Annotated in this window: 20 protein-coding genes and 3 pseudogenes; 10 read left to right on the top strand and 13 right to left on the bottom strand. The window is 59.9% G+C overall.

Translation table 11 applies throughout. From position 1 onward, the window contains the following. Positions 1 to 537 (bottom strand): sugar kinase (locus tag GNP00_RS22170; RefSeq protein ID WP_166016310.1); only part of this gene is annotated, 537 nt, incomplete at its 3' end. A 75-nt stretch (positions 538 to 612) separates the two neighbouring features. Here GNP00_RS22170 and uxaC point away from each other — a divergent pair. The 3 genes from uxaC (at position 613) to uxuA (ending at position 4,879) form a co-directional block, all read left to right on the top strand. Next, a complete protein-coding gene (gene uxaC, locus GNP00_RS22175; protein ID WP_207621443.1) occupies positions 613 to 2,034 on the top strand; it encodes a glucuronate isomerase in 1,422 nt (473 codons plus the stop codon). After that, a complete protein-coding gene (locus GNP00_RS22180) occupies positions 2,031 to 3,467 on the top strand; it encodes a mannitol dehydrogenase family protein (RefSeq protein ID WP_011578935.1) in 1,437 nt (478 codons plus the stop codon). Before uxaC ends, GNP00_RS22180 begins: the two co-directional genes overlap by 4 nt. 197 nt (positions 3,468 to 3,664) lie before the next feature. After that, positions 3,665 to 4,879: a mannonate dehydratase gene (gene uxuA / locus GNP00_RS22185; RefSeq protein WP_011578936.1), complete on the top strand. Its 1,215-nt coding sequence runs from the start codon at positions 3,665 to 3,667 to the stop codon at positions 4,877 to 4,879. A gap of 116 nt (positions 4,880 to 4,995) precedes the next feature. Here uxuA and GNP00_RS22190 read toward each other — a convergent pair whose 3' ends face one another. Both GNP00_RS22190 and GNP00_RS22195 read right to left on the bottom strand, forming a co-directional pair. After that, positions 4,996 to 5,715: a GntR family transcriptional regulator gene (locus GNP00_RS22190; RefSeq protein WP_011578937.1), complete on the bottom strand. Its 720-nt coding sequence runs from the start codon at positions 5,713 to 5,715 to the stop codon at positions 4,996 to 4,998. Positions 5,716 to 6,300: 585 nt separating this feature from the next. After that, positions 6,301 to 6,744: pseudogene (locus GNP00_RS22195) on the bottom strand (DDE-type integrase/transposase/recombinase); the annotation flags it as partial. Positions 6,745 to 7,329: 585 nt separating this feature from the next. Between GNP00_RS22195 and GNP00_RS22200 the strand changes: the two are divergent. Continuing rightward, the gene (locus tag GNP00_RS22200) at positions 7,330 to 7,848 is read left to right on the top strand and encodes an MmgE/PrpD family protein (RefSeq protein WP_011578938.1); all 519 of its coding nucleotides are present in this window, start codon (positions 7,330 to 7,332) and stop codon (positions 7,846 to 7,848) included. Between the two features lie 124 nt (positions 7,849 to 7,972). Here GNP00_RS22200 and GNP00_RS22205 read toward each other — a convergent pair whose 3' ends face one another. Next, positions 7,973 to 9,109 (bottom strand): iron-containing alcohol dehydrogenase, encoded by a 1,137-nt coding sequence (locus GNP00_RS22205; protein WP_011578939.1) that lies wholly within the window; start codon positions 9,107 to 9,109, stop codon positions 7,973 to 7,975. A 24-nt stretch (positions 9,110 to 9,133) separates the two neighbouring features. Further along, complete coding sequence (locus GNP00_RS22210; RefSeq protein WP_011578940.1) at positions 9,134 to 10,360, bottom strand: metal-dependent hydrolase family protein; 1,227 nt, start codon at positions 10,358 to 10,360, stop codon at positions 9,134 to 9,136. Positions 10,361 to 11,063: 703 nt separating this feature from the next. Here GNP00_RS22210 and GNP00_RS23500 point away from each other — a divergent pair. The 5 genes from GNP00_RS23500 to GNP00_RS23930 all read left to right on the top strand — a co-directional run bounded on the left by GNP00_RS23500 (position 11,064) and on the right by GNP00_RS23930 (position 14,872). Then, a complete protein-coding gene (locus tag GNP00_RS23500) occupies positions 11,064 to 11,225 on the top strand; it encodes a RidA family protein (protein ID WP_246259397.1) in 162 nt (53 codons plus the stop codon). A gap of 342 nt (positions 11,226 to 11,567) precedes the next feature. Further along, a complete protein-coding gene (gene dctP, locus GNP00_RS22220; protein WP_011578941.1) occupies positions 11,568 to 12,584 on the top strand; it encodes a TRAP transporter substrate-binding protein DctP in 1,017 nt (338 codons plus the stop codon). Positions 12,585 to 12,688: 104 nt separating this feature from the next. Further along, complete coding sequence (locus GNP00_RS22225) at positions 12,689 to 13,135, top strand: TRAP transporter small permease (protein ID WP_207634035.1); 447 nt, start codon at positions 12,689 to 12,691, stop codon at positions 13,133 to 13,135. Then, a complete protein-coding gene (locus tag GNP00_RS22230; protein WP_011578944.1) occupies positions 13,128 to 14,450 on the top strand; it encodes a TRAP transporter large permease in 1,323 nt (440 codons plus the stop codon). The genes GNP00_RS22225 and GNP00_RS22230 overlap by 8 nt, the downstream gene beginning before the upstream one ends. 125 nt (positions 14,451 to 14,575) lie before the next feature. Continuing rightward, complete coding sequence (locus GNP00_RS23930; RefSeq protein ID WP_425482945.1) at positions 14,576 to 14,872, top strand: ABC transporter substrate-binding protein; 297 nt, start codon at positions 14,576 to 14,578, stop codon at positions 14,870 to 14,872. A gap of 561 nt (positions 14,873 to 15,433) precedes the next feature. Here the strand turns inward: GNP00_RS23930 and GNP00_RS23505 are convergent. Continuing rightward, positions 15,434 to 15,744 (bottom strand): annotated as a pseudogene (locus GNP00_RS23505) (DDE-type integrase/transposase/recombinase); the annotation flags it as partial. Positions 15,745 to 15,801: 57 nt separating this feature from the next. Here GNP00_RS23505 and GNP00_RS23510 point away from each other — a divergent pair. Beyond that, a pseudogene (locus GNP00_RS23510) lies at positions 15,802 to 15,897 on the top strand (IS6 family transposase); the annotation flags it as partial. Positions 15,898 to 16,279: 382 nt separating this feature from the next. Here GNP00_RS23510 and GNP00_RS22250 read toward each other — a convergent pair. The 7 genes from GNP00_RS22250 to GNP00_RS22280 all read right to left on the bottom strand — a co-directional run bounded on the left by GNP00_RS22250 (position 16,280) and on the right by GNP00_RS22280 (position 22,283). Next, positions 16,280 to 17,350 carry an ABC transporter ATP-binding protein gene (locus tag GNP00_RS22250; RefSeq protein WP_011578947.1) on the bottom strand — a complete coding sequence of 357 codons (1,071 nt, stop codon included), beginning with the start codon at positions 17,348 to 17,350 and terminating at the stop codon, positions 16,280 to 16,282. 18 nt (positions 17,351 to 17,368) lie between these two features. Continuing rightward, positions 17,369 to 18,145 carry an RraA family protein gene (locus GNP00_RS22255; protein ID WP_011578948.1) on the bottom strand — a complete coding sequence of 259 codons (777 nt, stop codon included), beginning with the start codon at positions 18,143 to 18,145 and terminating at the stop codon, positions 17,369 to 17,371. Positions 18,146 to 18,160: 15 nt separating this feature from the next. After that, positions 18,161 to 18,655: a heme-degrading domain-containing protein gene (locus tag GNP00_RS22260; protein WP_011578949.1), complete on the bottom strand. Its 495-nt coding sequence runs from the start codon at positions 18,653 to 18,655 to the stop codon at positions 18,161 to 18,163. Then, positions 18,648 to 19,421 (bottom strand): SDR family oxidoreductase, encoded by a 774-nt coding sequence (locus GNP00_RS22265; protein WP_011578950.1) that lies wholly within the window; start codon positions 19,419 to 19,421, stop codon positions 18,648 to 18,650. The genes GNP00_RS22260 and GNP00_RS22265 overlap by 8 nt, the downstream gene beginning before the upstream one ends. 44 nt (positions 19,422 to 19,465) lie before the next feature. Beyond that, positions 19,466 to 20,293, bottom strand: coding sequence for a carbohydrate ABC transporter permease (locus GNP00_RS22270; protein WP_011578951.1), 828 nt, complete (start codon positions 20,291 to 20,293; stop codon positions 19,466 to 19,468). Then, entirely contained in the window at positions 20,286 to 21,158 is an 873-nt protein-coding gene (locus tag GNP00_RS22275; protein ID WP_166016316.1) for a carbohydrate ABC transporter permease, read from the bottom strand. Before GNP00_RS22275 ends, GNP00_RS22270 begins: the two co-directional genes overlap by 8 nt. 132 nt (positions 21,159 to 21,290) lie before the next feature. Continuing rightward, positions 21,291 to 22,283 carry a Gfo/Idh/MocA family protein gene (locus GNP00_RS22280; RefSeq protein WP_011578953.1) on the bottom strand — a complete coding sequence of 331 codons (993 nt, stop codon included), beginning with the start codon at positions 22,281 to 22,283 and terminating at the stop codon, positions 21,291 to 21,293. Positions 22,284 to 22,319: the final 36 nt, after the last annotated feature.

The following is a 22,319-nucleotide window of genomic DNA, read 5'->3' on the forward strand; positions in this document are numbered from 1 at the left end:
CGCGTTGCCCCGCCAGAGCCGCGGCCGCATATTGGTGTCGAACGATATCGTCGCCCCAGCCGCGCGCGCCGCCGCGAGGCTGTCCAGCAGCCGCTGCCGGTTTTCGGGCGGCAGGATCGCCAGCGTGATGCCCGAGAAATGGATCACCATCTCGGCCGAGAGCCCCGACAGCGCCGCGGCGTCGTGGGCCAGGCGCCGCGCCGCGGAGCGGTCGCGCCAATAGGTGAATCTGGGCTCACCGTCCTGCAATTGCACCACGTAAAGCCCGACCGTCCGTTCGTCATCGCGCGCCACGAAGGACGTGTCGATTCCCTGGTCGCGCATGAAGGCCAGCATCTCGGCCGAGATGTCGTCGCGGCCCACCGCCGTCAGGTAGCTCACCTCGAAACCGCCGGGCAGCAGCCGGCGTGCATACCAGGCCGCATTGAACGTGTCGCCGGCGAAATTCATCGCGTAGCCTCCCGCGCCGTTGGGCGCGAACTCGACCATGCATTCGCCGATGGACAGCAGATGGCGGTGCTGAAAGTCTGTTTTCATGAGGTATCCTTGACAGTGCGCCTGCGTCTAACATACTAGTAGGTTAGATGCCGGAGCAACTCCTTTCCCGCGGAAATGACGGAGAATTTCTTGGCTTTGCTTGATCCTGACCGGTTGTTTCCAATCGAGCCACGGGCCCGCGGCTTGGCACGTGCATTGTACGAAGCGGTCCGGGACCTGCCAATAATCAGTCCGCACGGTCACACCGATCCCCGCTGGTTCGCGGAGAATGCGGCCTTCGCTGATCCGGCGCGGCTGGTCGTGGTGCCGGACCACTATGTCTTGCGCATGCTCTGTTCGCAGGGCATCCCGCTGTCCGACCTGGGCATTCCCCGGCGGGACGGCGGCCCGGTAGAAGCCGACCCTCGCACGATCTGGCGGCGCTTCGCCGCGCATTATCACCTGTTTCGCGGCACGCCGTCACAGCTTTGGCTGGACCATTCCTTCGAGAATGTCTTCGGCCTGGACGAACGTCTGAACGCGGCGACCGCCGATGCCTATTTTGACCACATCGCGTCCTGCCTGGAGCGGCCCGAGTTCCGCCCGCGGGCGCTATACGAGCGTTTCGGGATCGAAGCGATCGCCACCACCGACAGCCCGCTCGACGATCTGCGGTGGCATGACAGCATCGCCGAAAGCGGCTGGCAGGGCAGGGTCGTTTGCACCTACCGCCCCGATGCGGTGATCGACCCCGAGGGCCCCGGCTTCGCCGAGAATCTGCGACAATTCGGCGTGGTCACGGGCTGCGACACCAGCGACTGGGACGGCTACCTGGCGGCGCACCGCACACGCCGCGCCGATTTCCGGCGCCGCGGCGCGACCGCCACCGATCATGGCCATCCCAGCGCGCGGACCGAGAACCTGGACCACGCGGCCGCGGCCCGGCTTTTCGCGCGCATCCGCTCGGGCGAGGCGACGGCGGAAGAGGCAGATGCCTTCCGCGGCCAGATGCTGACCGAGATGGCGCGGATGAGCCTCGAGGACGGGCTGGTGATGCAGATCCACCCGGGATCGTGGCGCAACCATTCCGGCGCGGTGATGGCGGCCTTCGGGCCGGACAGGGGGTTCGACATCCCGACGCGCACCGATTACGTCGGGGCGCTGAAGCCTCTGCTCGACGCGGTGGGGATGGAGCCTAACCTCACGGTCATCCTGTTCAATCTCGACGAATCCGCGGTCGGCCGGGAACTCGCGCCGCTTGCTGGGGCGTATCCGGCGCTGCGGCTTGGCCCACCCTGGTGGTTCTTCGACAGCGCCGAGGGCATGCGCCGCTTCCGCGAGGCGGCGACCGAAACCGCGGGATTCTACAACACTGTCGGGTTCAACGACGACACCCGCGCCTTCTGCTCGATCCCGGCGCGGCACGACGTGGCCCGGCGCGTCGACTGCGGCTATCTCGCCGATTTGGTCTGCACCGGCCGCCTGGCCGAGGCCGAGGCGGCGGAGGTGGCGTATGACCTGAGTTACCGTCTTGCCAAGGAGACCTACCGCCTGTGAGCGGCTATCCGCGACTGCAGCGCCCCGAAAGGCCGTGTCCCGGCATAGGGATCGTCCATCTTGGCCTGGGCGCGTTTTTCCGCGCCCATGGCGCGCTTTACGTGGCCGAGGCGATGCGCGCCTCGGGCGGCGACTGGGGCATCGTCGGCGTGTCGTTGAAACGCCCGGGCCAGCGCGATCGGCTGCGGCCGCAGGGCTATGCTTATATGGCGGTCGAACTCGCGCCGGGGCGCGAGACGGCGCAGGTCGTCGATGTGGTCCAGGACGTTCTGGTCGCGCCCGAGGATCCGGCGGCGGTGCTGGCGGCGATGGCCCAGCCCGAGACACGGATCGTCACGCTGACGGTGACCGAAAAGGGCTATTGCCACGAGCCGGCCGCGCGCCGGCTGAATTTCGACCATCCGGACATTGTGGCCGATCTGCAGAACCCCGGCGCGCCGGTCTCGGCGCCGGGCTTTTTGGTCGAGGCGCTGCGGCTCCGGCGCGCTGCCGGGCACGCGCCCTTTACGGTTCTGACCTGCGACAACCTGCCGGAAAACGGTGCGCTCGTGCGCCGCATAGTGACAGACCTCGCCCGCGCTCGCGATCCCGCGCTTGCCGACTGGATTGGGCAGGAGGGCCGGTTCCCCTCGACCATGGTCGACCGGATCGTGCCGGCGCTGCGCCCCGGCGACACTGACCGGGTGGCGGCGTTGACCGGTTATCGCGACGAAAGCCCGGTGCTGCATGAGCCGTTCCGCCAATGGGTGGTCGAGGACTGCTTCGTCCGCGGTGCGCGCCCCGACCTGCCGGCCGCCGGCGTGCAGATGGTCGAGGATGTGACACCCTTCGAACTGATGAAGCTGCGCTGTCTGAACGGCACCCATTCGGCAATGGCCTATCTGGGCTTCCTCGCCGGGTACGAAACGGTGGCCGATGTGGTGGCCGATCCAGCCTTTGCGGGCTTTGTCCGGCGGCTCTGGGATTCAGAGATCTGCCCGGGGCTGGCGCCGCCGCCGGACATCGACTTTGCCGATTACACCGCAGCACTGATGGCGCGCTATGGCAATCCCGCGATCCACCACCTGACCCTACAGATCGCTATGGACGGCTCGCAGAAACTGCCGCAGCGGCTGCTTCAACCTATCGTCGAGGCACGCGATGCGGGCAGGGCGATGCCCGGCCTTACCCTGGCCGTCGCGGCCTGGATGCGTTTCGTCTGGGGCACGGATGAAGCGGGCCATCCTATCGCACTGAGCGATCCGCTGGCCCTGAAGCTGAAAAAGGTGATGGAAGGGGTGCGGAATCCGGAAGCGTGCGTCGATGCGCTGCTGGGGCTGCCCGAGATCTTCCCAGCCCGGCTCGCCGGCAATAGCGGCTTCAGGGCGGAACTCGTGTTTGCCCTGGAACGGCTGGTGAGGCTCGGCGCGCGGCGCGCCGTAGCGGAGCTGTGAGCGGACCGGTCGGGCTATCGCAGGCAGATCGGGAGCACGAAAGATCTCGGACCTCGTATGTCCCTGCTCAAATTCCAGAAATGCGGCTTTCCTGTCTCAGTAGGGCAAGACCCTGCTTGAGAAGTTTCTAACATACTAGTAGGCTAGATTGGCTTAGCGCCGGTCATGTCGGTGCGAACGAACGAAGAGGGCTGGGCATGAAGCAGACGTGGCGATGGTTCGGTCCCCGCGATACGGCAACCATCGATGATGTTGTCCAGGCCGGGGCAGAGGGGATCGTGACCGCGCTACATCATCTGCCGAACGGGGCCGTGTGGACCCGCAAAGAGATAGTGCAGCGCCAGGCGGAGATTTCCCTGCTACGTGACGGTTCGCCCTCCGGCCTTCGCTGGGACGTGGTCGAGAGCCTGCCGGTTTCGGAAGAGATCAAGACGCAGACCGGTGCGTGGCGGAGTCATGTGGAGAATTATTGCGCCAGCCTCGAGAACCTGTGGGAGGCGGGGATCGAAACGATCTGTTACAATTTCATGCCGATCCTCGACTGGACGCGTACAGATCTGAGATGGCGGCTGCCGCATGGCGGGCGTTGCATGCGGTTCGATCTGGTCGATTTTGCCGTCTTCGACGTGTTTCTGCTGAAGCGCGCGGGTGCGTCCGCGAGTTATCCAGAGGCGATCGTCGAAGAGGCCGCGCGGCGCGAGGCCGGCATGGACGATGCATCGCGCGAGAGGCTCGTGCAGAACGCCACCTGCGGCCTGCCCGGCGCGAACCAGACGCTGACCATCAATGACGTACGCGAGTTGCTGGGCCGCTACCAACAGATCGGCCCGGACCTGCTGCGGCGCCATCTTTACGATTTTCTCGAACTGGTGATCCCGACGGCGGAACGGCTGGGGCTTCGCTTGTGCTGCCATCCTGACGATCCACCGTTCTCTCTGCTGGGTCTGCCTCGCATCATGTCGACGGAAGAGGACTATGCCGATCTGATGCGCCAGATCGACAGCCCGGCCAACGGCATGACGCTTTGTTCCGGCTCACTCGGTGCGCGGCCCGACAACGATCTGACCGGCATGATGCGGCGGCTCGGCGACAGGGTGCATTTCCTGCACTTGCGCAATGTGCACCGCGAAAGCGGGGGCATTCCGGCGAGCTTCCACGAAAGCGCCCATCTGGACGGCGATGTGGACATGGTTTCGCTGATGGCGGAGGTGCTGCGCGAAGAGGCTCGGCGTAGCGCGCTCGGCCGGGCCGACCACTCGATTCCGATGCGGCCCGATCACGGGCATGATATCTGCGACGACTTGAACCGCAGCGCGCAGCCGGGCTATGCGACAATCGGGCGGTTGCGCGGTCTGGCAGAGCTGCGCGGCGTGCACCGGGCCCTGACGCACCCCGGGACAGGCTTGACCTGAGGGGCCGAGACAGCAGCGCTATTGCAATTCCAGGAAAGTGGAACGGTTTTCGTCCGGAATCGCGCAAAACCAAAGACTTAGATCATTCCAGTGTTTCTGTGAAACACTGGAATGATCTAGTCCGAGAAGAGTTCGGGATGACGTTCGGCCAGGATGGGCAGGGAGATCAGCATTTCGGACAGGTGCCGTTGCATGGCATTTCCGGCGCCGTCCGGATCGCCGACCTGAATGCAGTCTGCAACCTCGGTATGCTGTTCGATCAGCCGCATCATCGGCGTGGCCTCGGGAATCGACAGGAACCGGACACGGTCCATCTGGCCCTTCAAGTCCTCGACCAACCGCCACATTTTGCCGAATCCGCCGGCGATCGCGACCAGACGGTGGAAATCGTCATCCAGCCGTATGAAACCCTCATGGTCGTCCGACTTGCAGGCGCGGAGCTGCGCATCGAGGATTAGCCGGATTTCCTTGAGCGTAGCGTGGTCGGGCTTTTCCGCCGAGCGGCGAGCAATCGCGACCTCCAGCGTCTGTCGCAGGTAGCGCGCATTGGCGACTTCGCCGGACGAGATCTTCAGCACCTGAGTGCCCTTCTGCGGCTTGATCTCGATGAAACCGGCTTCGGCCAACTTGATGAACGCTTCGCGCACTGGCTGCCGCGACGTGCCGAGCTGCCGGGCGATTTCCGCCTCCGACAGGGTGTGACCGGGCAGAAGCTGCATCGAGACGATCGCCTTCCGCAGCTCCTTGTATACGCGAGCGGAGATCGACGTGCGCTCCCACTCGGGCCCGATCGGGGCCAGAACGGCAGTAGCGATAGCCTTGCTCACCGAATTCATTGTCGCTTAGCCATCGAATTGCTGCATCCCTGCCTAGCCCGCACAGATTTGTCCAACCTTGGCGGTTTCTCAAGGGCTCTTGCACAAGATCCCCGATTTCGGGCAATTCAGAGCGCGGGCTGCGTTTGACCTAATCGCCATTCTACCATACCATTAATAGGATGACGCTGCCGGAATTGCAATAGTCCGGCGAGCCTGCCAGCGATCGCCGGGCAGAAGAGGGAACTGGCATGGCGGTTGAGGATCACACGGCAGAGTGCGAAACGGCAACGGAAGCCGCCGTCTGTGATATCGGATATGACCTGCTGCGTGCGCATTGCCGCGCCGTGCTGGCGCGGCGTTGATAGTCATGAGGTGTGGCTGCTGCCGCATTGGGCGCCGGTAGTGCGGGGCGGGTGCGTGAAGAGCGGCCAGGATGGCGCTGGTCCGCGAGGGCCGGCGACCGCAGTGTTGGCGGCCGATGTCGGGTGATGTCTCTGTAACGGCTGTGAGGAGTTGCCGCGACAGACGCACGCGCATGAACACCTCTCCGGTCGGTTCTGTCGCAAATTCGGGCGAAGGACACAATCAGCGTCGCTCGGCCCTTCAAGCGGCGAAGATTTCGAACTGTTCGGCGATCGGAGGGGCTGGGTAGGCATACCTCGCCTGTCGCTTGCGTATCATGTGGATCATCTCTATACCGGAGAGGATCATGGCGGCGGTCGCCTGCGACTTGAAGCCGAGCATTGATCTCATCTGGCGCTTGATGCGCCGGTGGTCCTGCTCGATCCGGTTGTTGAGGTACTAGCTTCGCCGGATGCGGATCGGTTTCGTGGAACGCCGCGAGCGATCCCGCAGCCAGCTTTCACCGTCGCAGGCGATGATTGCCTCGCGATTCGTCTGGCTGCCGTCAATGACGATGTGCTCGGGCCGGCCATGGCGCTGCAGCGCCTTTTTCAAGAAGCGCTTCGCCGCCCGCAGATCACGATGTTCGCTGAACCAGAACTCGACCGAGTCGCCGACGCTGTCGATGGCTCGAAACAGACACATCCTGTCGCTTGGCAGTTAATCGCGAGAATGCGGTTGTTTCAGTCATGTTGTGCTGTTAACGGAGGGAATGGCATAGCTCGGTTTCTCAATTTAATTGCCATCGTATTAGCGTGAAGGGCGTGCATTCTTTGAAGTTCATCCGCCGTCCTCAGTAAATCGACGCCGCCACATTGCTGACGCTGGTTCTCACATAAATGCCAATGACCTGGTTCGATTATCAAATTAAGCGCACATTCTCAAATTAGGTGCACCGTTAACATGCTGAAAATATTGGCAGGCTATTCTCACAATTAACTGCCAAGCGACATTTGGGTTGAGCGACGTTGGTCGATGGCTATCTCGTAGGTTTGGAAGCCCCAAGCCTTGCTCGGCAACGGTCGTCGCCATTTGACGCAGCAGCGAGCGTTTGCGCGGCCGCTCGGACTCGTTTCCAGGGGCATCGCCGAAAGCATGTCCCTGGCGTGCAGCATGACCACGGAATAAAGGCTTAGTTTGGAACGCAGGCCAAGCCCCTTCACACCGGACTTGCAGCGCGCAATGCCATCGAGGCCGGATTGCTGGCCGAGGCCGCCATGAAGGGGCGGCATGACGTTATCGAGTATCGATTTGGGCTTCACCGACTCTACACAGGTAGGCAAGGAGCTTGGCCAAGGTGCTCGTAATATCGGCGGAAGGCATTCCATCGAGATGATTGGCCTGACGCCCAAGCGCTTCCCCTGCTGCGCGACGACGTACAAGATGCTCGATATCGTGCTCGAACTCAAAGCCCTGCACAGCTTTGCCTTGGATGAGGTGGTCGAGACAGTCACGCTGGGGGCGATCAACTACGGCAATCTGCCCCATGCAAAACCGGAGAACGAGGTGCAGGCAAAGTTCTCCATGAACTTCTGCGTAGCGCTTGTGCTCGTCGATGGACGGGCGAGGATAACCGATTTCGGCCCGGAAGGAGGCACGGCCGGAGATCCGCCGCTTGATGTCGCTCGTGCAGATGCGGGCCCATGCACACGAAGACGAGCGCGCGGGTGCGGACCTTCCGCACAAGGTGAGTATCCGACACTCAGGCAAACGGCTGATGCAGAAAGGTTCGATCCTCGAACCATTTGATCAAGAAGCACGGCTCGAGAAGTTCAGTGACTCTGTCTCGGGCATCTTGACCCAGCCTCGGTCGCCAGCCTGCAAGGCCGTGACCTCTCAGCCCTGAAGCAGGCCTTCTGATTGTGAATCGCCTTTAGAAGGCGGCCTCCAGCATGTCTAGGTAGTCAGCTTCGGCTGCCCGTCTCGGATTTGTCGCATGTGTGTGGTCCAGCGGGGCAAGAGCTGCAATCCGAGGCAGCAGATCTCTCGACACGCCTATATCCGACAGCCTTTGCGGCATGCCGATCTCTACCGAGAAGCGGCGCATGAATTCTGCGATGTCGTCTGCTTCACCAGCGCCGGCGACGTCAAGCAGCCGCCTGTATTTGGGTAATACCAAGGCCTCGCCTGCATTGAACCTCAGGACATGCGGCAGCAGGATTGAACTCAGTGTCCCATGATGAAGCTCTGTCTTGCTCAGCCCCCCCAGAGGGTGTGCGAGCGCGTGGACTGCGCCGCAACCTTTCTGAAAGCTCATGGCGCCCATGAGGGCGACTACCATCATTTGGCGGCGGGCTTCCCGGTCCGCGCCATCTCTCACCGCGCGGGGAAGATTGGCTATCGCTCTTGCAAAGCCGTCGATCGCAATTGCTTCCGCCACCGGATTTTCCACCGGGGATACGAAGCATTCGATGCAGTGGACAAGTGCGTCCATGCCGAACGCTGCGGTCTGCTGCGGCGAGGCGGTCACTGTGAGGTCGGGATCGCAGATCGCCCGCTTTGGCACGACATGCGGCGACAGAATGCCGAGTTTGCGGCCGTCCGCGAAGGTTATGACGGCGCCCCTCCCAACTTCGCTGCCGGTTCCCGCCGACGTCGGTATGGCGATGACCGGCGCTGTCCTGTCGGTGATTCGCGCCTGCCCGCCCATAACGGCAGCATATTGCTGCAGCGGTGCGGGGTGAGCCGACAGGACGGCAACCCCCTTTGCTAAATCGATCGATGATCCGCCGCCAAGGCCGATGAGGCCATCGCAGCCTTCGGTCCGATATTGAGCCAGCGCCGCGTGAACGGCGGGTTCGGTCGGGTTGGGTGGGGTTTCGAGGAACACCGAATAGGCGAGGCCCCCTGGCAGGTTGGCAATGACCTTGTCCACATGCCCGGCGTGCTTGATACCTGCGTCAGAGACTATAAGCGGTTTCTTTATGCCCAGAATGGCAATGTCTTCGGCCAAGGAGCCGATGGCTCCCTGATCCAGCCGGACTGTATTGAGATAGGAGATAATCGCCATACGTTATTTTTCCTCGATGAGCGCTTAGTTGAGCTGGGCCTTGATGACCGAGCCGCCCTTTATGATGAGATCGATATGGCGACCCTGCTCCTGGAGCACCCCGATGCGCTCCAGCGGATCGCCGTCGATGCCAATGAGGTCGGCTTCGAATCCGACCGCAACCTTGCCGATTCGATCGGCCATGCGAAACAACTCGGCTGCGTTGACAGTTGCCTGGCGCAGCAGATCGGCCGGCGAGAAAACCTCCGCCCGCAGTGAGAATTCGACCGATTGATGGATATGCAATTGCCCGCTGAGATCAGTGCCGTAAGCAAGCGAGACCTGGTTGCGTCGGGCGACTTCGAGGGCGCGCATCCCGTGCTCCAGCACGTGCTTGTTAATGGCGTGCACTCGCGGTGAGATGCCGATCTCCAGCCCCTCCTTCACCATGACATGGAAGATAGCCAGCGTTGGAACTACATGCGCCTGATGTTCCCGAATGATCTGCGCGGTCTTGTCGTCCAGAAAGTTGGCATGTTCAATTGAGCGCGCTCCGCATTGTACTGCCCGCGCGACAGACCTGTTTGCATAGGAATGTACCATGACATATCTGTTCGCGCATTCGGCTTCCTCGACAGCCGCCAAAATCTCCTCCTTGGAAAACTGATCCTGATCGATGGGATCGGACGGGGAGGCAATGCCGCCGCCAACCATGAGCTTGATGTGGTGGGCGCCTCGGCGGATCTCTTCCCGCACTGCGCGCCTGACGGCATCAACGCCGTCGCAGATCTGTCCTAGGCCAGGGACGTATGGATGCGCGTCTCGCGCCAGCTGGCCGGGCTGGCGCATGTCTCCATGGCCTCCGGTTTGCGAAAGCGCTTTGCCGCAGTAGAGAAGCCTTGGTCCCGTCACGAATCCCTCGTCGACCGCTCGTGCAAGGCCGAAATCTGCGCCGCCGCCGTCCCGGACAGTCGTAAAACCGCGTAGTAGCATGCCCTCCAGGACCTTGGCGCTTCGGATCGCGACGTAGGATGGAGACAGGCATTCGAGCTCGGCAAACGAATTCATCGGCGCAGCCGCATGCACATGCGCATCGCAGAGGCCGGGCATGAGCGTTCGGCCAGCAAGGTCGATCTGGCGGGCCGAATTATGGCTGAGGCCATGGTCTATTTCGCGAATCCGCCCATCGGCGATTAGCACGTCATGCTCGCCGATGAGGCGACCGGCCACAACGTCGAGAATGTTGGCGTTTTTCAGCAGCAGTTTGGTCATGCCGGCCTTTCCTGAATATGTAGTTCCGGCCTTTGAGCGTACCGCTCCGACTGGCCTTTTGGCATGCGGCAGCAGGTAGAGGTTACCTGCGCCCATCGCACCGGTGAACCCCACGCCATCGTGAACCTGGAGCGGCTTCAACATGTCCGGCGAACGGTTCCAAAGAGCCAGGCGGTGTCCGGCATTGTGCAACTCGGAAGCGGAGGCCATACCACCTGCGCCCGCTCTCAGAATTACGGCGTGCCACCGAGTGGACGTGGCATTTTGAACGGCAGCGGGGGGAGGGGGGATCGGTCGGATCATGAGGATACATTTATCAACGGCCTTATGATCACACTCTGTGATTACATGTTACCTGTGTCAAGCCTGCGTCGGAGTTTTCTCGAATGGAGATGAAGCGAATGCCTACATTATTGTATGAGCGGCTCACCGATCTTGGATCGGCCTGCCCGCCGCCTCTGCGCCAGCGGCGGCTATGTAGCGGCTAGGGCGGTAGGCAATCCTCCTCTACATTTCCGGACAGGTCTCCCCATGGAGGGCGAGCCGGCCATGGTCGGCAAACTAGGTGAGAACAGGATGTGCTAGCGCAGAGAAGCCGCCCGCATCCGCGCCTTGAACTTACTGCCTCAACTAGACAGCTTCACAGGTGGTGATCTCGACCGAGTACTGGGTTGCATACGTCTTGGCGACATTCGTAAATGCGATGCCAGAATTTACCGACCATCCGGCCGTGATCGACGGCGCATCCGAGCTCATTGTGGCGGCGCGTGGGGACGCTGGAAAGCACGCCCGCTCGGCTGTGGGCTGCGCATTGCTTCCGAGGGAAGTGGCTGTAGAGGTCGATGCGATCTTCGAACTCGTTTGACCTCCGTCGAGAACGTTTGCCGCCTTCCTCACATCGCATGCTCGAACCTGGGACCTTGACAAAATGTTACCTAGATCGCACTGTGTGATCACAAAAAGCCGCATCATAGTCAAAGGTGGATCATGGTGGCTGATCAACTTTCGCGGTATGGGGCGCGTCGGCGGAATTCCGAATATGATCGGCTTGCGTGGAATCGAGGACAATGCCGGCATACGTTGGACCACAGAACCTCCAATGTTGGCTGTCGGGATCTTCTGTCGACTCCAAATTTAGGCAAACAACTAGGCCGACCTGCCAATCAGTGGACCGCTGCGGGCGATCCGAAAAAAAAAGGGAACTGGCATGGCATCAAAGGGAGCGTTGCAAATGTTTGCACGGGCACTTGGACTTACGTTGGTAGCCGCATGCAGTATCACGCATGTCACGGCTCAGGAATATACGCTCGACATGGCGAACGAGTACAACACGAACTCAATCGTCGGGCGCGCCGATGCTCATTTCGCCGAACTTGTCGCTGAGAAGACCGGCGGCCGGGTTAGGGTTGTTGTTCACTTCAGTGGAGCCCTGGGTATCAAATCCGAGGATGTAATCGATTCAGTTGGAACGGGCGCAGTTTCACTCGCGAATTTTCCGCTTGAGGTAGGGGCCGGACATAGTCCCCTCTATTCCATGACGAATCTGCCGTTGTTTGGCATCAGCCTCTCGCAGGCCATCGTCATGCAGGAGGTTGCCAAGCCCTATCTCACGGACGTGATGAAGGAAGATAATATAGTTCCACTATACTTCACTATCTGGCCACCGATCGGCTTATGGTCAGATCAGCCGATCCAGACCGCCGAGGATCTAAAGGGATTGCGTGTGCGCGTGACACAGCCGATCACAGCTGAATTGTTCAAGGCCGCGGGATCGGCACCTGTGCAACTGAGCTGGGCAGACGTTGTACCTCAGCTCATGACGGGCGCTCTCGATGCCGTACACACATCCATTCAAGGACTGTCGCTCGGCTTGCCGGCCAAAGACGTACCTCATTTCATGGATTTTGGCTCCCATGTTAGTCAGAATGCAGCAGTGATAAACGCAGACCTGCTGCAGAGCTTTCCGGAGGATATACGAGCTGCGATTCTGGAGGCCGGAGTCGAAACGGAACAGTGGTCGCACGGCATGATCGCCGAAATCATGGATTTAGAATACAAGAGGCTTTCGGAAAACAATGTAACTTTGGTGAAGCAAGAAAACGTCCCGTCGGATTTAATGTCCTTTTTCCGTCAGATTTCTGAGCCCCTGGTCGCAAACTGGCAAGCTAAGGCAGGAGAAGTCGGCGCGAGGTTTCTAGCCGAGTATCAGGGTCGTATCCGATAAGCGACAAGTGCTGAGTGATGACCGCTTTCGCAACCTATTTCGACAGACTAGCGGGCCTGCTATCACGTATAGCGGAGGGACTAGCGTGCTTTTCAGTCCTCTTCATGCTCATGCACATCCTGCTCGAGATATTACTGCGTTCATTCTTTGCTAGTTCCACATTTGTACTGGACGAGTTTGTCGGATACGCCATGGTCGCGCTGACATTCCTTGGGCTTGGTCCGACATATCGCCGTCACGGACATCTAAGGGTGATGATCCTTTTGAATTTCCTAAACAGCTCAATGAAGAGCCTCGTAGAAGTCGTGTTGCTCACCACTGCGATCACTATAAGTACGTTCATCGCCCTTTACTTCGCTGAAGCCGGTAGTCGTTATTGGACGCGCGGCATCTTGAGCCGCACGATAGCCGAGGTTCCGTTGTGGATTCCGATGGCTGTCGCCGTCCTCGGGCTCGTCATCTTTGCAGTTCAGGCCATATCTTCAATTCTGCTGATTGTCACTGGCTTGGTTTCGGGAGACGAGCTTCAGAAAGAAGTCGTCGATGTCTGACATAGCCTTAAGTACAATTTTCCTCATCGTAGCGATGCTTGTTCTTTTGTGCAGCGGGATGTGGATATTTCTTGCTCTGACCTTTCTGGGCGCGTTGGGGCTTTGGTGGGTGGCAGGGTTCCCGATTGACCGCATTGGCCTCCTCCTCCAGACTACGTTCTGGAACAGTTCCAAGATGTGGGAGCTTTCGGCGGTACCCCTCTTTGTTTGGATGGGAGAAATATACTATCGAACAAATTTGGCGGCAGAATTGTTTCGCGGGATCGCTCCCCTTATCAAGTGGCTGCCTGGCAAGCTGCTTCATTCCAATGTCATCGGATGTACCGCCTTCGCGGCAGTCAGCGGTTCGTCCGCGGCCACCACTGCCACGATCGCAAGGATAACGTTGCCAGTACTGGCAGCGAGCGGCTATTCGCGCAATCTTGCGCTCGGCTCGCTGGCGGGCGCGGGTACTCTCGGGATACTGATTCCACCATCGACAGCTCTTATAATATACGGTGTGCTGGCCGAAGTATCCATAGCGGATCTATTTGTCGCTGGTATCGTGCCGGGTCTTATGGTTGCAGGGCTGTCGTCGCTCTTTATTATGATCGTTGCCTTGATAAATCCGTCGGTAGCCGGCTCAGTGCAGTCGGAGCGGGGCGACAGCGATCGGGTTTCGTTCTTGTCCTTGCTTTCTGATGTCGTGCCTACGGCCAGCGTATTTGTCGTGATCATGGGGTCGATCTATCTCGGCTTGGCGACGCCATCTGAGTCAGCAGCCATTGGTCTGGCAATGACGGTCGTGATAGCAGCACTCAAGCGACGTTTCAGTTTCGCAGTATTGGCGCAAGCTTTGGCAAGTGCGATCCGCACGTCCTGCATGGTGTGCATATTATTGGTGTCGGCCGCCTTTCTTACGTCGGCGATGAGTTTCATGCATTTGCCTAACCAGATCGCCGACGCAATCGGTCAGATGCATTTGCCACCTCTACAATTGATCCTAATCTTGGCTGTATTCTATCTGGTGCTTGGGATCGTGGTCGACGGCCTGCCCATAATGGTAATGACCTTGCCTTTCGTCTATCCGCTCGTGACGGCGCTCGGATACGATCCGCTTTGGCTGGGCATTTTTATCATTCTCAATATCGAGATGGGGATGATATCACCTCCCGTCGGTCTGAACCTATTTGTCTTGAAAGGGCTTACCGGCGAATCGATCGGCAGGATCGGATTTGCTGCATTACCATTCTTCGCTGTAATGTGCGTGGTGACGGCGCTAATTTCTATTTTTCCGGAACTCGTACTATGGTTACCCTCGCTGGCGATCAATTAAGGCTGTGTAGCACAGATGTTAATTTAACATGTATTCAGTCGCATGAGTGCATATAGGCACGGTGAGTACTCGAACTATGGCGAGGCAAGCACTATGTTCTTAGGAAGCGCCAGCAAACCTATCTAATTGTAAGGCCTGATAGTAGCCGAGTTTTTGAGAAAGGACCCCGGTGTCACTTTGTCTCTAATTTCGGTGTTATGAATTTATGGCTTAATCCCTCCCATCCCATTTTGAACGACGTTGCGCTGCGGAAAGCGCTTTCGTACGCAATCCACCGCGAAGCCATTGTAAAGGCAGCATTAAAGGATACCGTCGCCTTAATTGAGCGCCAGGCGAATAGACACCACTTGCCGATTTTTCATGCAGCCGTCGACACCGTGATCCGGCTCCATGCTTCAATGGAGGCGTACTGTTCGCCTTGAGCTTGGCGAAGGCCGATCTGATTGGGATCGGCTGCCTGAGGATCCAGCGAGGATGTATTGTCTAATACCAACACACTCCAGAGAGGAAATCGCGAAGCTGTGGATGGAAAACTGGCTACGCGTCTATGCGGCAAACTCCGGATAGGCCGCTTCGCGTCCAGAGAATGCGTATTCATCGCGCTTACGTCGACACTTCTATATTGGGGGCTGCGCGAACTGGTGTTTGTGCCCTTCAGGCGGGGACAGAAGAGGAAATCTCCCGCGCGCCATGCAGACGCGGCTGCGAGCTAAAGCTCGATGCGGTTTTCGCCGCCGCCAACCGCTTATTGTTTGGGCTAGACCGCATCGCATTGATCCTCATCGGGGCACTAGCAGTCATGGCAAACGCGATGACCCTCGCGATGCTTGTCCCTTTCTCACATACCGCGATCAATTCACCAGCCGCATCGTCAACCTGATCAACACCGTTGTCAGCTTCCGGATGCTTTCACAAAGACGGCTCGCAGACATCGCCCTGACTGATGCGGAATGAGAGAACGGAGATCCTGCATGGCTGACGTTCATGCTGAACTGCTCGGCGAGTGATGGAGCGGGATTATAGGCGTAGCTCGCCTGCCGCTTCCGCATCATATGGATCTTTTCAATGCCGGATAGGATGGTTGCAGCGCAGGAGGTAAATTTGAAGCCGAGCATGGATGGGATCCGGCGTTTGATGCGCCGGTGATCCTGCTCAATACGATTATTGAGATAGCGGCTCTGCTGGATTCGGATCGGCTTCACCTCTCGTCGTGATCCCGAAGCCTTCTATCGCCATCACAGGCAATGATTGCCTCCCGGTTCATTTGGCTGCCGTCAATGACGATGCGATCAGGCAGAACTGTTGCATTAACCGCGTCGGGGCGGTTCATGGAGGAGCCCTCCAGGTGTCCCTGTTCAAGCGCCGCCGCTTTCCCATTGATGTCATCCTGTTATGCGTGCGCTGGTACAAATATGGGACTAGCTATCGTGACATCGCGGAGATGATGCAGATGTCAAGGCCGAATGTCTTCATAAATTTTCCGGCGGGTGCAGACTACGCGCCCAAGATCGAGAAGAGGGTCCGCCACTTCGAAGGACCTCGCTCGGGCTCCTGGTGGATCGACCCAACACCAGAGCACCTACCCATATTACCCAAGGCTTTGGGGAAAATGGCGGCTGTCCGCCTTCCCCGACGCGCGCGTGTCGAGAGACTCTTCTCAAATGCAGTTACTTGAGAATCTGACGTCCAAGATTCTCACATTAAAAGAAGCCAAGCCCGCCCACGCCAGTGCATTTCTTACAGTTGCCGCTCAACAGCGATGCGCCAAAAGAACTGCCCTGGCGCGCCGGAGTTCCCCGCCTGTGGCTGATGGCGGCGGCTTTGGAATATCACACGCGCCGTCCGGTGGCCTTGTCGAAGACATGCACTAAAGCCGGTGCAATCGCAGCTTTGAAATTTTCACCAAAGCCGAACTCCAGGGACCCATCTACCACACTGGCGATACCCTGCCCGGCGAGCTTAAACACTATATGCGTCTGTGCACCTGTCGGCTCGATCAGCTGAATCGGGCCAGACAAAGCTGTCCCCTCCCCATTCAGCGCCAGGTTCTCCGGCCGCAGGCCGATGACCAGCGGCTGGCCTTCTTTGACCGGCAAAGCCCTTTCGAGGCGGATTTCCGTGCCATCGCCCAACCGCGCAACCGGCCCATCAGGCGTCAACGTACCCGTGGCGTCGATGAAGTTCATGGCCGGCGAACCGATGAAGCCCGCGACGAACAGGTTTTCCGGACGCCGGTAGAGTTCCATAGGCCGGCCGGCCTGCTCGATGCGACCGCCATTGAGAACGACGACACGGTCTGCAAGCGTCATTGCCTCGATCTGGTCATGGGTTACATAGATGGCGGTCGTGTGAACCTTCTGGTGCAGCGCCTTGATTTCCGAACGCATCTGCACGCGCAGCTTGGCGTCGAGGTTGGAAAGCGGCTCGTCGAAGAGGTAGACGGAAGGATTGCGGACGATGGCGCGTCCCATCGCGACGCGCTGCCGCTGACCACCGGAAAGCTGCGACGGCCTACGCTTGAGGAGCGTGCTGAGGTCGAGCATGCGGGCCGCTTCCGCAATCCGCTGTTCAATCTCCGCTTTCGATTTGCCGGAGAGTTTCAAGTTGAACGCCATGTTTTCCGCGACGTTCATATGCGGGTAAAGCGCATAGCTCTGGAAGACCATTGCAATGTTTCGTTCGCGAGGCGTCAGATCGTTGACGACGTAGCCGGCGATCGAGACTTCGCCTTCGGATGCGTCTTCCAGCCCCGCGACGATCCTCAGCAAGGTCGACTTTCCGCAGCCGGAGGGACCGACCAGCGCCACGAACTCGCCGTCGTCAATTGCCAAGTCTACACCATGGATGACCGTGTGGCCGCCAAATCTCTTCTTCACACCGCGCAGTTCCACCGAGCCCATGTCTGCCTTCCGTTTTCGTTATGTCCCGTCGTCGCGGCGCGCCGGTCGGCCCGCCTCATCTGACCAGCTTTGTTTCTGCTGAGCTGCACGGAAACGCGCCACAGCCGTTTCGTCCGGCGGATAGAGGTCCGAGGCGCGCCCTCCTTTCTCCACTTCCGACTTGATCCACCGTTCTACCTCTTCGAGCTCGTGCCCTTCACGGGCGACCTGCGCTACGAGATGGCGGGGCACCACGACAACCCCATCGGAATCGCCGACAACAATGTCGCCCGGCACAACGAGAACGCCGCCGCAGCCGATCATCTCTTGAACGCCGGCCGCTAGCAGTGCCCGATTGCTGGGAGCTGGATTGACCCCATTGCAGAAAACGGGCAGCGAACCGGCCGCAATCGCTTCTCCGTCACGCATCGCGCCATCAGTGACGAGGGCGGCGACGCCGCGTACGGCTAGAGCCGCCACCATGACATCACCCAACCCGCCGCAGGTCGTGTCGCCCAGCATGTCAATCACCAGCACGCTTCCCGGCGGGATTCGGTCGACCGTTCCATGGAGCGGGCTTTTCGGGCTTACCATGCTGGCGCGATCGGTAAGGTCCTCGCGCACTGGGACGTTTCGCAACGTATAGGCTGGGCCGACGAACCGGGCGTTTTCCGGGTTGAGAGGGCGCGCGCGCCGAATGGTCCGCGTCCGCATGCCGGCGATCTTGATCAGTAGCCCGGCCAGCGTGTTGGTGCTGACTTCGGACAGCATCTTCAGCGTGGCATCGTCCACCACGACACTTTCATCCAGTGCCACCGGATCAGCTCCCGTTTACCCGCCGGCCACCCGCTGCTTTGCCATTCCGGCAATAGCATAACGGATGGCCTCGGCGGCAAGCCTATGATCTTCATATTGGGTGAGGCCACTCACTGTGACCGTCCCGACGCAGCCGCTGCCCGCCACCACGAGCGGAACGCTGCCGCCGCTCGCGACGTAATCGTCGGCGGAAAGGATGTAGCGTTCGAGAAGCGGCCGCCCCTGACGGTCCGCGAGAAGCTTCATGAGCAGCGAACTGCTGTAGAAGCGCTCGACCACTGCCCGCTTGCGGCGGATCCAGTGAGCGTTGTCGGGCATGGCGCCGGGCATGGCGTGAAAGAAGACCTGCTGGCCGATCCGCGACACTTCGAATGCGATCGGCATGCTTTCTGCCGCCGCCCGCTTCCGGATATAGCCGCCGATCTCCCAGGCCACGGTCGAGTCAAAGGCGGGCAGCACTAATTCCTGGGCCTCTACCTGCAATTCCTCTATTGTTTGCTGTTCAGCCACGGCTTACTCCTTGTGTAACGGTCGGGGTGGCGCTGGAAGCGGCGGGACGCGAGACTGGCCGCAGCAATATTTCATCCGCCCGAACATGAGCCGGACGTTCGATCAGCCAGAGCGCCGCATCGGCGATATCGTCCGGCTGCAGCATGAACTCTCTCTCCATCGGCATCGGGCCAAGCGCCTTCTCCCATATGGGCGTGTTGATCGGACCGGAACTGACCATACACGTCCTGACGCCGGTGCCATCGCATTCCTCGATCAGCGAGTCCGTCAGCGCGCGCACCGCGAATTTGGAAGCGGCGTAGGCGGAGACACCCGGCTTGGCGATATGGGCGGCTGTCGATCCGATATTCACGATCACGCCTTGGCCGCGATCCTTCATGCCGGCGATGACATGATGGCAGGTGAGATAGGTGCCGCGCACGTTCGTCTGGATCATCTCGTCCCAGCGATCGGGCGCGATCTCCTCGAGCTTCATGCGTCGCGGCAGGCTGATGCCGGCGCAGTTGGCGAGAATGTCGATCGGCCCAAGGTCCCGTTCGAAGCCAGCAAGGGACGAGGCGACATAATCAGTCGCACCGATGTCTCCAGCCGCAAATGCGACCTCAGCCCCCAAGGCGCTGCACGCACTTACCGTTTCCTCAAGCCGCGCGGCATCCCGCCCGAGCAGGCCGAGCTTTGCCCCCTTCTCAGCCAAACGTTCCGCGATCCGACGGCCGACACCGCTGCTTGCACCGGTAACCACCGCAACCTTGTTCCTGATATCCATGTCGGATCTCCTTTTCCGGCAACCCTCAAGCGCGGCCGGACGCCTTACCCTTTCGTCGCGCCGGCCGTCAGCCCGCCGACGAACAGCTTCTGAACGCCGAAGAACAACACTACGATCGGCAGCGTCATGATCATCGAGGCGGCCATGACGGAGCCCCAGTCGGTATTGAATTCCGAGGTGAATTCGGCGAGCCCGATCGGCAGGGTCTTAACGGTACGGTCGGTCGCAAAGACGAGTGCGAAAATGAACTCATTCCATGTGCTGACGAAACAGTAGACGACGGTCGAGATGATGCCCGGTACCGAAAGCGGCAGCACGATCCGGAACAGGATCAGCAGGCGCGATGCGCCGTCGACCAGCGCCGCTTCCTCGATCTCGAAGGGGAGCGCCCGGAAATAGCCGATCAACATCCAGGTGCAAAGCGGCAAGGTATGGATCAGGTAGACCAAAATCACGCCGGCATAGGTGTTGATGAGGCCGAGCCGCCCGAGGATGATGTAAAGCGGCACGATGACCGTTGCCGTCGGCAGAAGCTGGCTGATCAGGATCGATGCCTGCAGCGCACCCTGCCCGCGGAACCGGAAACGCGCGAAGCCATAGGCCGCGAGTGCTGCGAGAAAGATCGAGATCGTCGTCGCTCCGAACGAGATCACGACGCTGTTCAGGAAGTAGCGGGGGATGTTCGAGCTGAACAGTACATTTGTGTAGTTCTCAAAGCTGAAGTTCTGCGGCAGCCACGTGGGCGGCACGCTGTAGAGTTCCTGCAGCGGCTTCACGGAAGAAAGAGCCATCCAGCAGAAGGGGAATATGGCCAGGACGGAAAAGACCAGGGCCAGCAGGTAGGTCGGGAGAGAGAATTTCCGGCTACTCATTGGCGGCTCCATGGCGTTTCTGCGAGATGGAAACCTGAATGACAATCACCGCGAAGAGGACGATGAACAGCACCAAGGAAAGTGCTGCCGCGCGGTTGAAGTCGAAGGATTCGAAACCCTCCTTGAATATCTGAATGGGCAGGATGAGCGACCGGTTGGCCGGTCCGCCGCCGGTCATCGCGTAGATGATGGTGATCCCGTTCAGTCCCCAGATCAGCAGCAGAAGGCTGACGGACGCGAGGATTCCGAACAGATGCGGCAGCATGATGTAGCGGACCTCATGATAGAAGGTGGCTCCGTCGATCCGCGCCGCCTCGTAAAGGCTGGCGGGAATGCCCTGCAGGGCGGCAAGAACCATCAGCGCCACGAAAGGAAACATCTTCCACACCTCAACGACGATCAGGCTCGGCTTCACCAGTTCGGCGCTGGTGAGCCACCCGACGGGTCCGCTGATGACATGGAGCGACTGGAGGCCGTAATTGATGATGCCGAATTCGAAATGGTACATCCATGCCCAGGTGGTCGCCGCCACGGTGCCCGGGACGACCCACGGGATCAGCATGATGCTGCGCACGATGCCGCGGCCGACGAAATGCCGGTCGAGCAGGATTCCGGCGACCGTGCCGAGGATCAGCTCCAGGATGATGGAGCCGCCGACATAGTAGATCGAGTTGTAGGTCGCGAGGGAAGTGGTGCGGGAGGTCAGCATCTGGACGAAATTCCTCGACCCAATATAGCTTCCATTCTCGTCCGTGACGCTGAGCACGACCGTGTCGATGAGCGGATAGAGAACCATCACCCCGAGCACCAGGAATGCCGGGAAAATGAAGAAATATCCTTGGTTCCACCTGCGACGACGTTTCATCGCCTCCTCCCGTTATTGGCGCATCCGGGCCGGACGCCGCACCAAGTGGTGAGCATTTCTGCCGCGAGCGTTTTTCCGCGGCTACAGGGTTTTGACAGGGCGGGAAAATGAGCCGCTCGCTTCGGCCCTCCCTCAAAGTACCTCCCAGCTTTGCGACACGGTCGAACGGAAAATCGCATCGATGACCCGCATGTTGGCGACGGCATCCTCGATCGGAAACTCGACCGGCCCGCCGGTCTCGACGGCATGGCCAAAGGCTTCGGCCTGAAGCTGATAGTGATCGACGGCCGGCATCCGCTCAACCCGCTGGCCTGCTTCGTCGACGATCAGGATTTCCGCTGGGCTGGCCGAATCAGGGTTGAATGGCAGCTCCATCCTCAATCTCCCGCGCGTGCCGCAGACATCGACCTGCTGGTAGCGGGCAAGCTGGGTCGAACAGGTGAAAAGCAGACGCGCACCACCGCCGAAATCGACGATGCCGCTCGTCAGGCGGTCGGTGCCGAGTTGCGGGTCGCGCTCAATAAAGCCAATCACCCTTTCCGGCTCCCGCTCGAAGATATAGCGACCGGACGCAATGGCGTAGCATCCCACATCGTAGAGGCCACCACCACCGATATCGGCTTGGTTGCGGACGTTGGCCGGATCGGTCAGAAAATAGGAGAAGAAAGCATTCATCACACGGACATCACCCAAGGCACAGGATCTGGCGATTTCCCGGCTGCGAAGCCACTGCGGGTGATGACGCACCATGAACGCTTCCACGACCTGCTTGCCGGTGCGGTCACGCACCTTGACGAGCTGCCTTGCGTCGGCCTCGTTCAAGGCAATCGGCTTCTCGCAGAGAACGTGCTTGCCCGCCTCCATCGCCTTGATCGTCCAGGGAACGTGCAAATGGTTAGGGAGCGGATTGTAGATGATGTCGATGTCGGGATCGGCGAGGAGCTCCTCGTAACTTCCATAAGCCTTGTCGATACCGAGCCGGTCGGCCGCTTCGCGCGCCGCCTGCAGTCTGCGGGAGGCGATTGCGGCAACCTGCAGCAGGCTGCTCTTTTGCATTGCCGGGATGACTTTCGTGATCCCGATATTCGCGGTGCTCAGCACACCCCATGCCAGAACCTTGCTCATTAGCCCTTCCGAGCGACATATAGATCAATTGTCGAT

It is taken from the genome of Chelativorans multitrophicus, from assembly GCF_011317445.1.
Taxonomy (GTDB): Bacteria; Pseudomonadota; Alphaproteobacteria; order Rhizobiales; family Rhizobiaceae; genus Chelativorans; species Chelativorans multitrophicus.

Coding starts and splice junctions, on each gene's coding strand:
- uxaC (WP_207621443.1), top strand. CDS start 613: ATGACGGAGAATTTCTTGGCTTTGCTTGATCCTGACCGGTTGTTTCCA.
- uxuA (WP_011578936.1), top strand. CDS start 3,665: ATGAAGCAGACGTGGCGATGGTTCGGTCCCCGCGATACGGCAACCATC.
- GNP00_RS22190 (WP_011578937.1), bottom strand. CDS start 5,715: ATGAATTCGGTGAGCAAGGCTATCGCTACTGCCGTTCTGGCCCCGATC.
- GNP00_RS22200 (WP_011578938.1), top strand. CDS start 7,330: ATGACGTTATCGAGTATCGATTTGGGCTTCACCGACTCTACACAGGTA.
- GNP00_RS22205 (WP_011578939.1), bottom strand. CDS start 9,109: ATGGCGATTATCTCCTATCTCAATACAGTCCGGCTGGATCAGGGAGCC.
- GNP00_RS22210 (WP_011578940.1), bottom strand. CDS start 10,360: ATGACCAAACTGCTGCTGAAAAACGCCAACATTCTCGACGTTGTGGCC.
- GNP00_RS23500 (WP_246259397.1), top strand. CDS start 11,064: ATGCCAGAATTTACCGACCATCCGGCCGTGATCGACGGCGCATCCGAG.
- dctP (WP_011578941.1), top strand. CDS start 11,568: ATGGCATCAAAGGGAGCGTTGCAAATGTTTGCACGGGCACTTGGACTT.
- GNP00_RS22225 (WP_207634035.1), top strand. CDS start 12,689: ATGCTCATGCACATCCTGCTCGAGATATTACTGCGTTCATTCTTTGCT.
- GNP00_RS22230 (WP_011578944.1), top strand. CDS start 13,128: ATGTCTGACATAGCCTTAAGTACAATTTTCCTCATCGTAGCGATGCTT.
- GNP00_RS22250 (WP_011578947.1), bottom strand. CDS start 17,350: ATGGGCTCGGTGGAACTGCGCGGTGTGAAGAAGAGATTTGGCGGCCAC.
- GNP00_RS22265 (WP_011578950.1), bottom strand. CDS start 19,421: ATGGATATCAGGAACAAGGTTGCGGTGGTTACCGGTGCAAGCAGCGGT.
- GNP00_RS22270 (WP_011578951.1), bottom strand. CDS start 20,293: ATGAGTAGCCGGAAATTCTCTCTCCCGACCTACCTGCTGGCCCTGGTC.
- GNP00_RS22275 (WP_166016316.1), bottom strand. CDS start 21,158: ATGAAACGTCGTCGCAGGTGGAACCAAGGATATTTCTTCATTTTCCCG.
- GNP00_RS22280 (WP_011578953.1), bottom strand. CDS start 22,283: ATGAGCAAGGTTCTGGCATGGGGTGTGCTGAGCACCGCGAATATCGGG.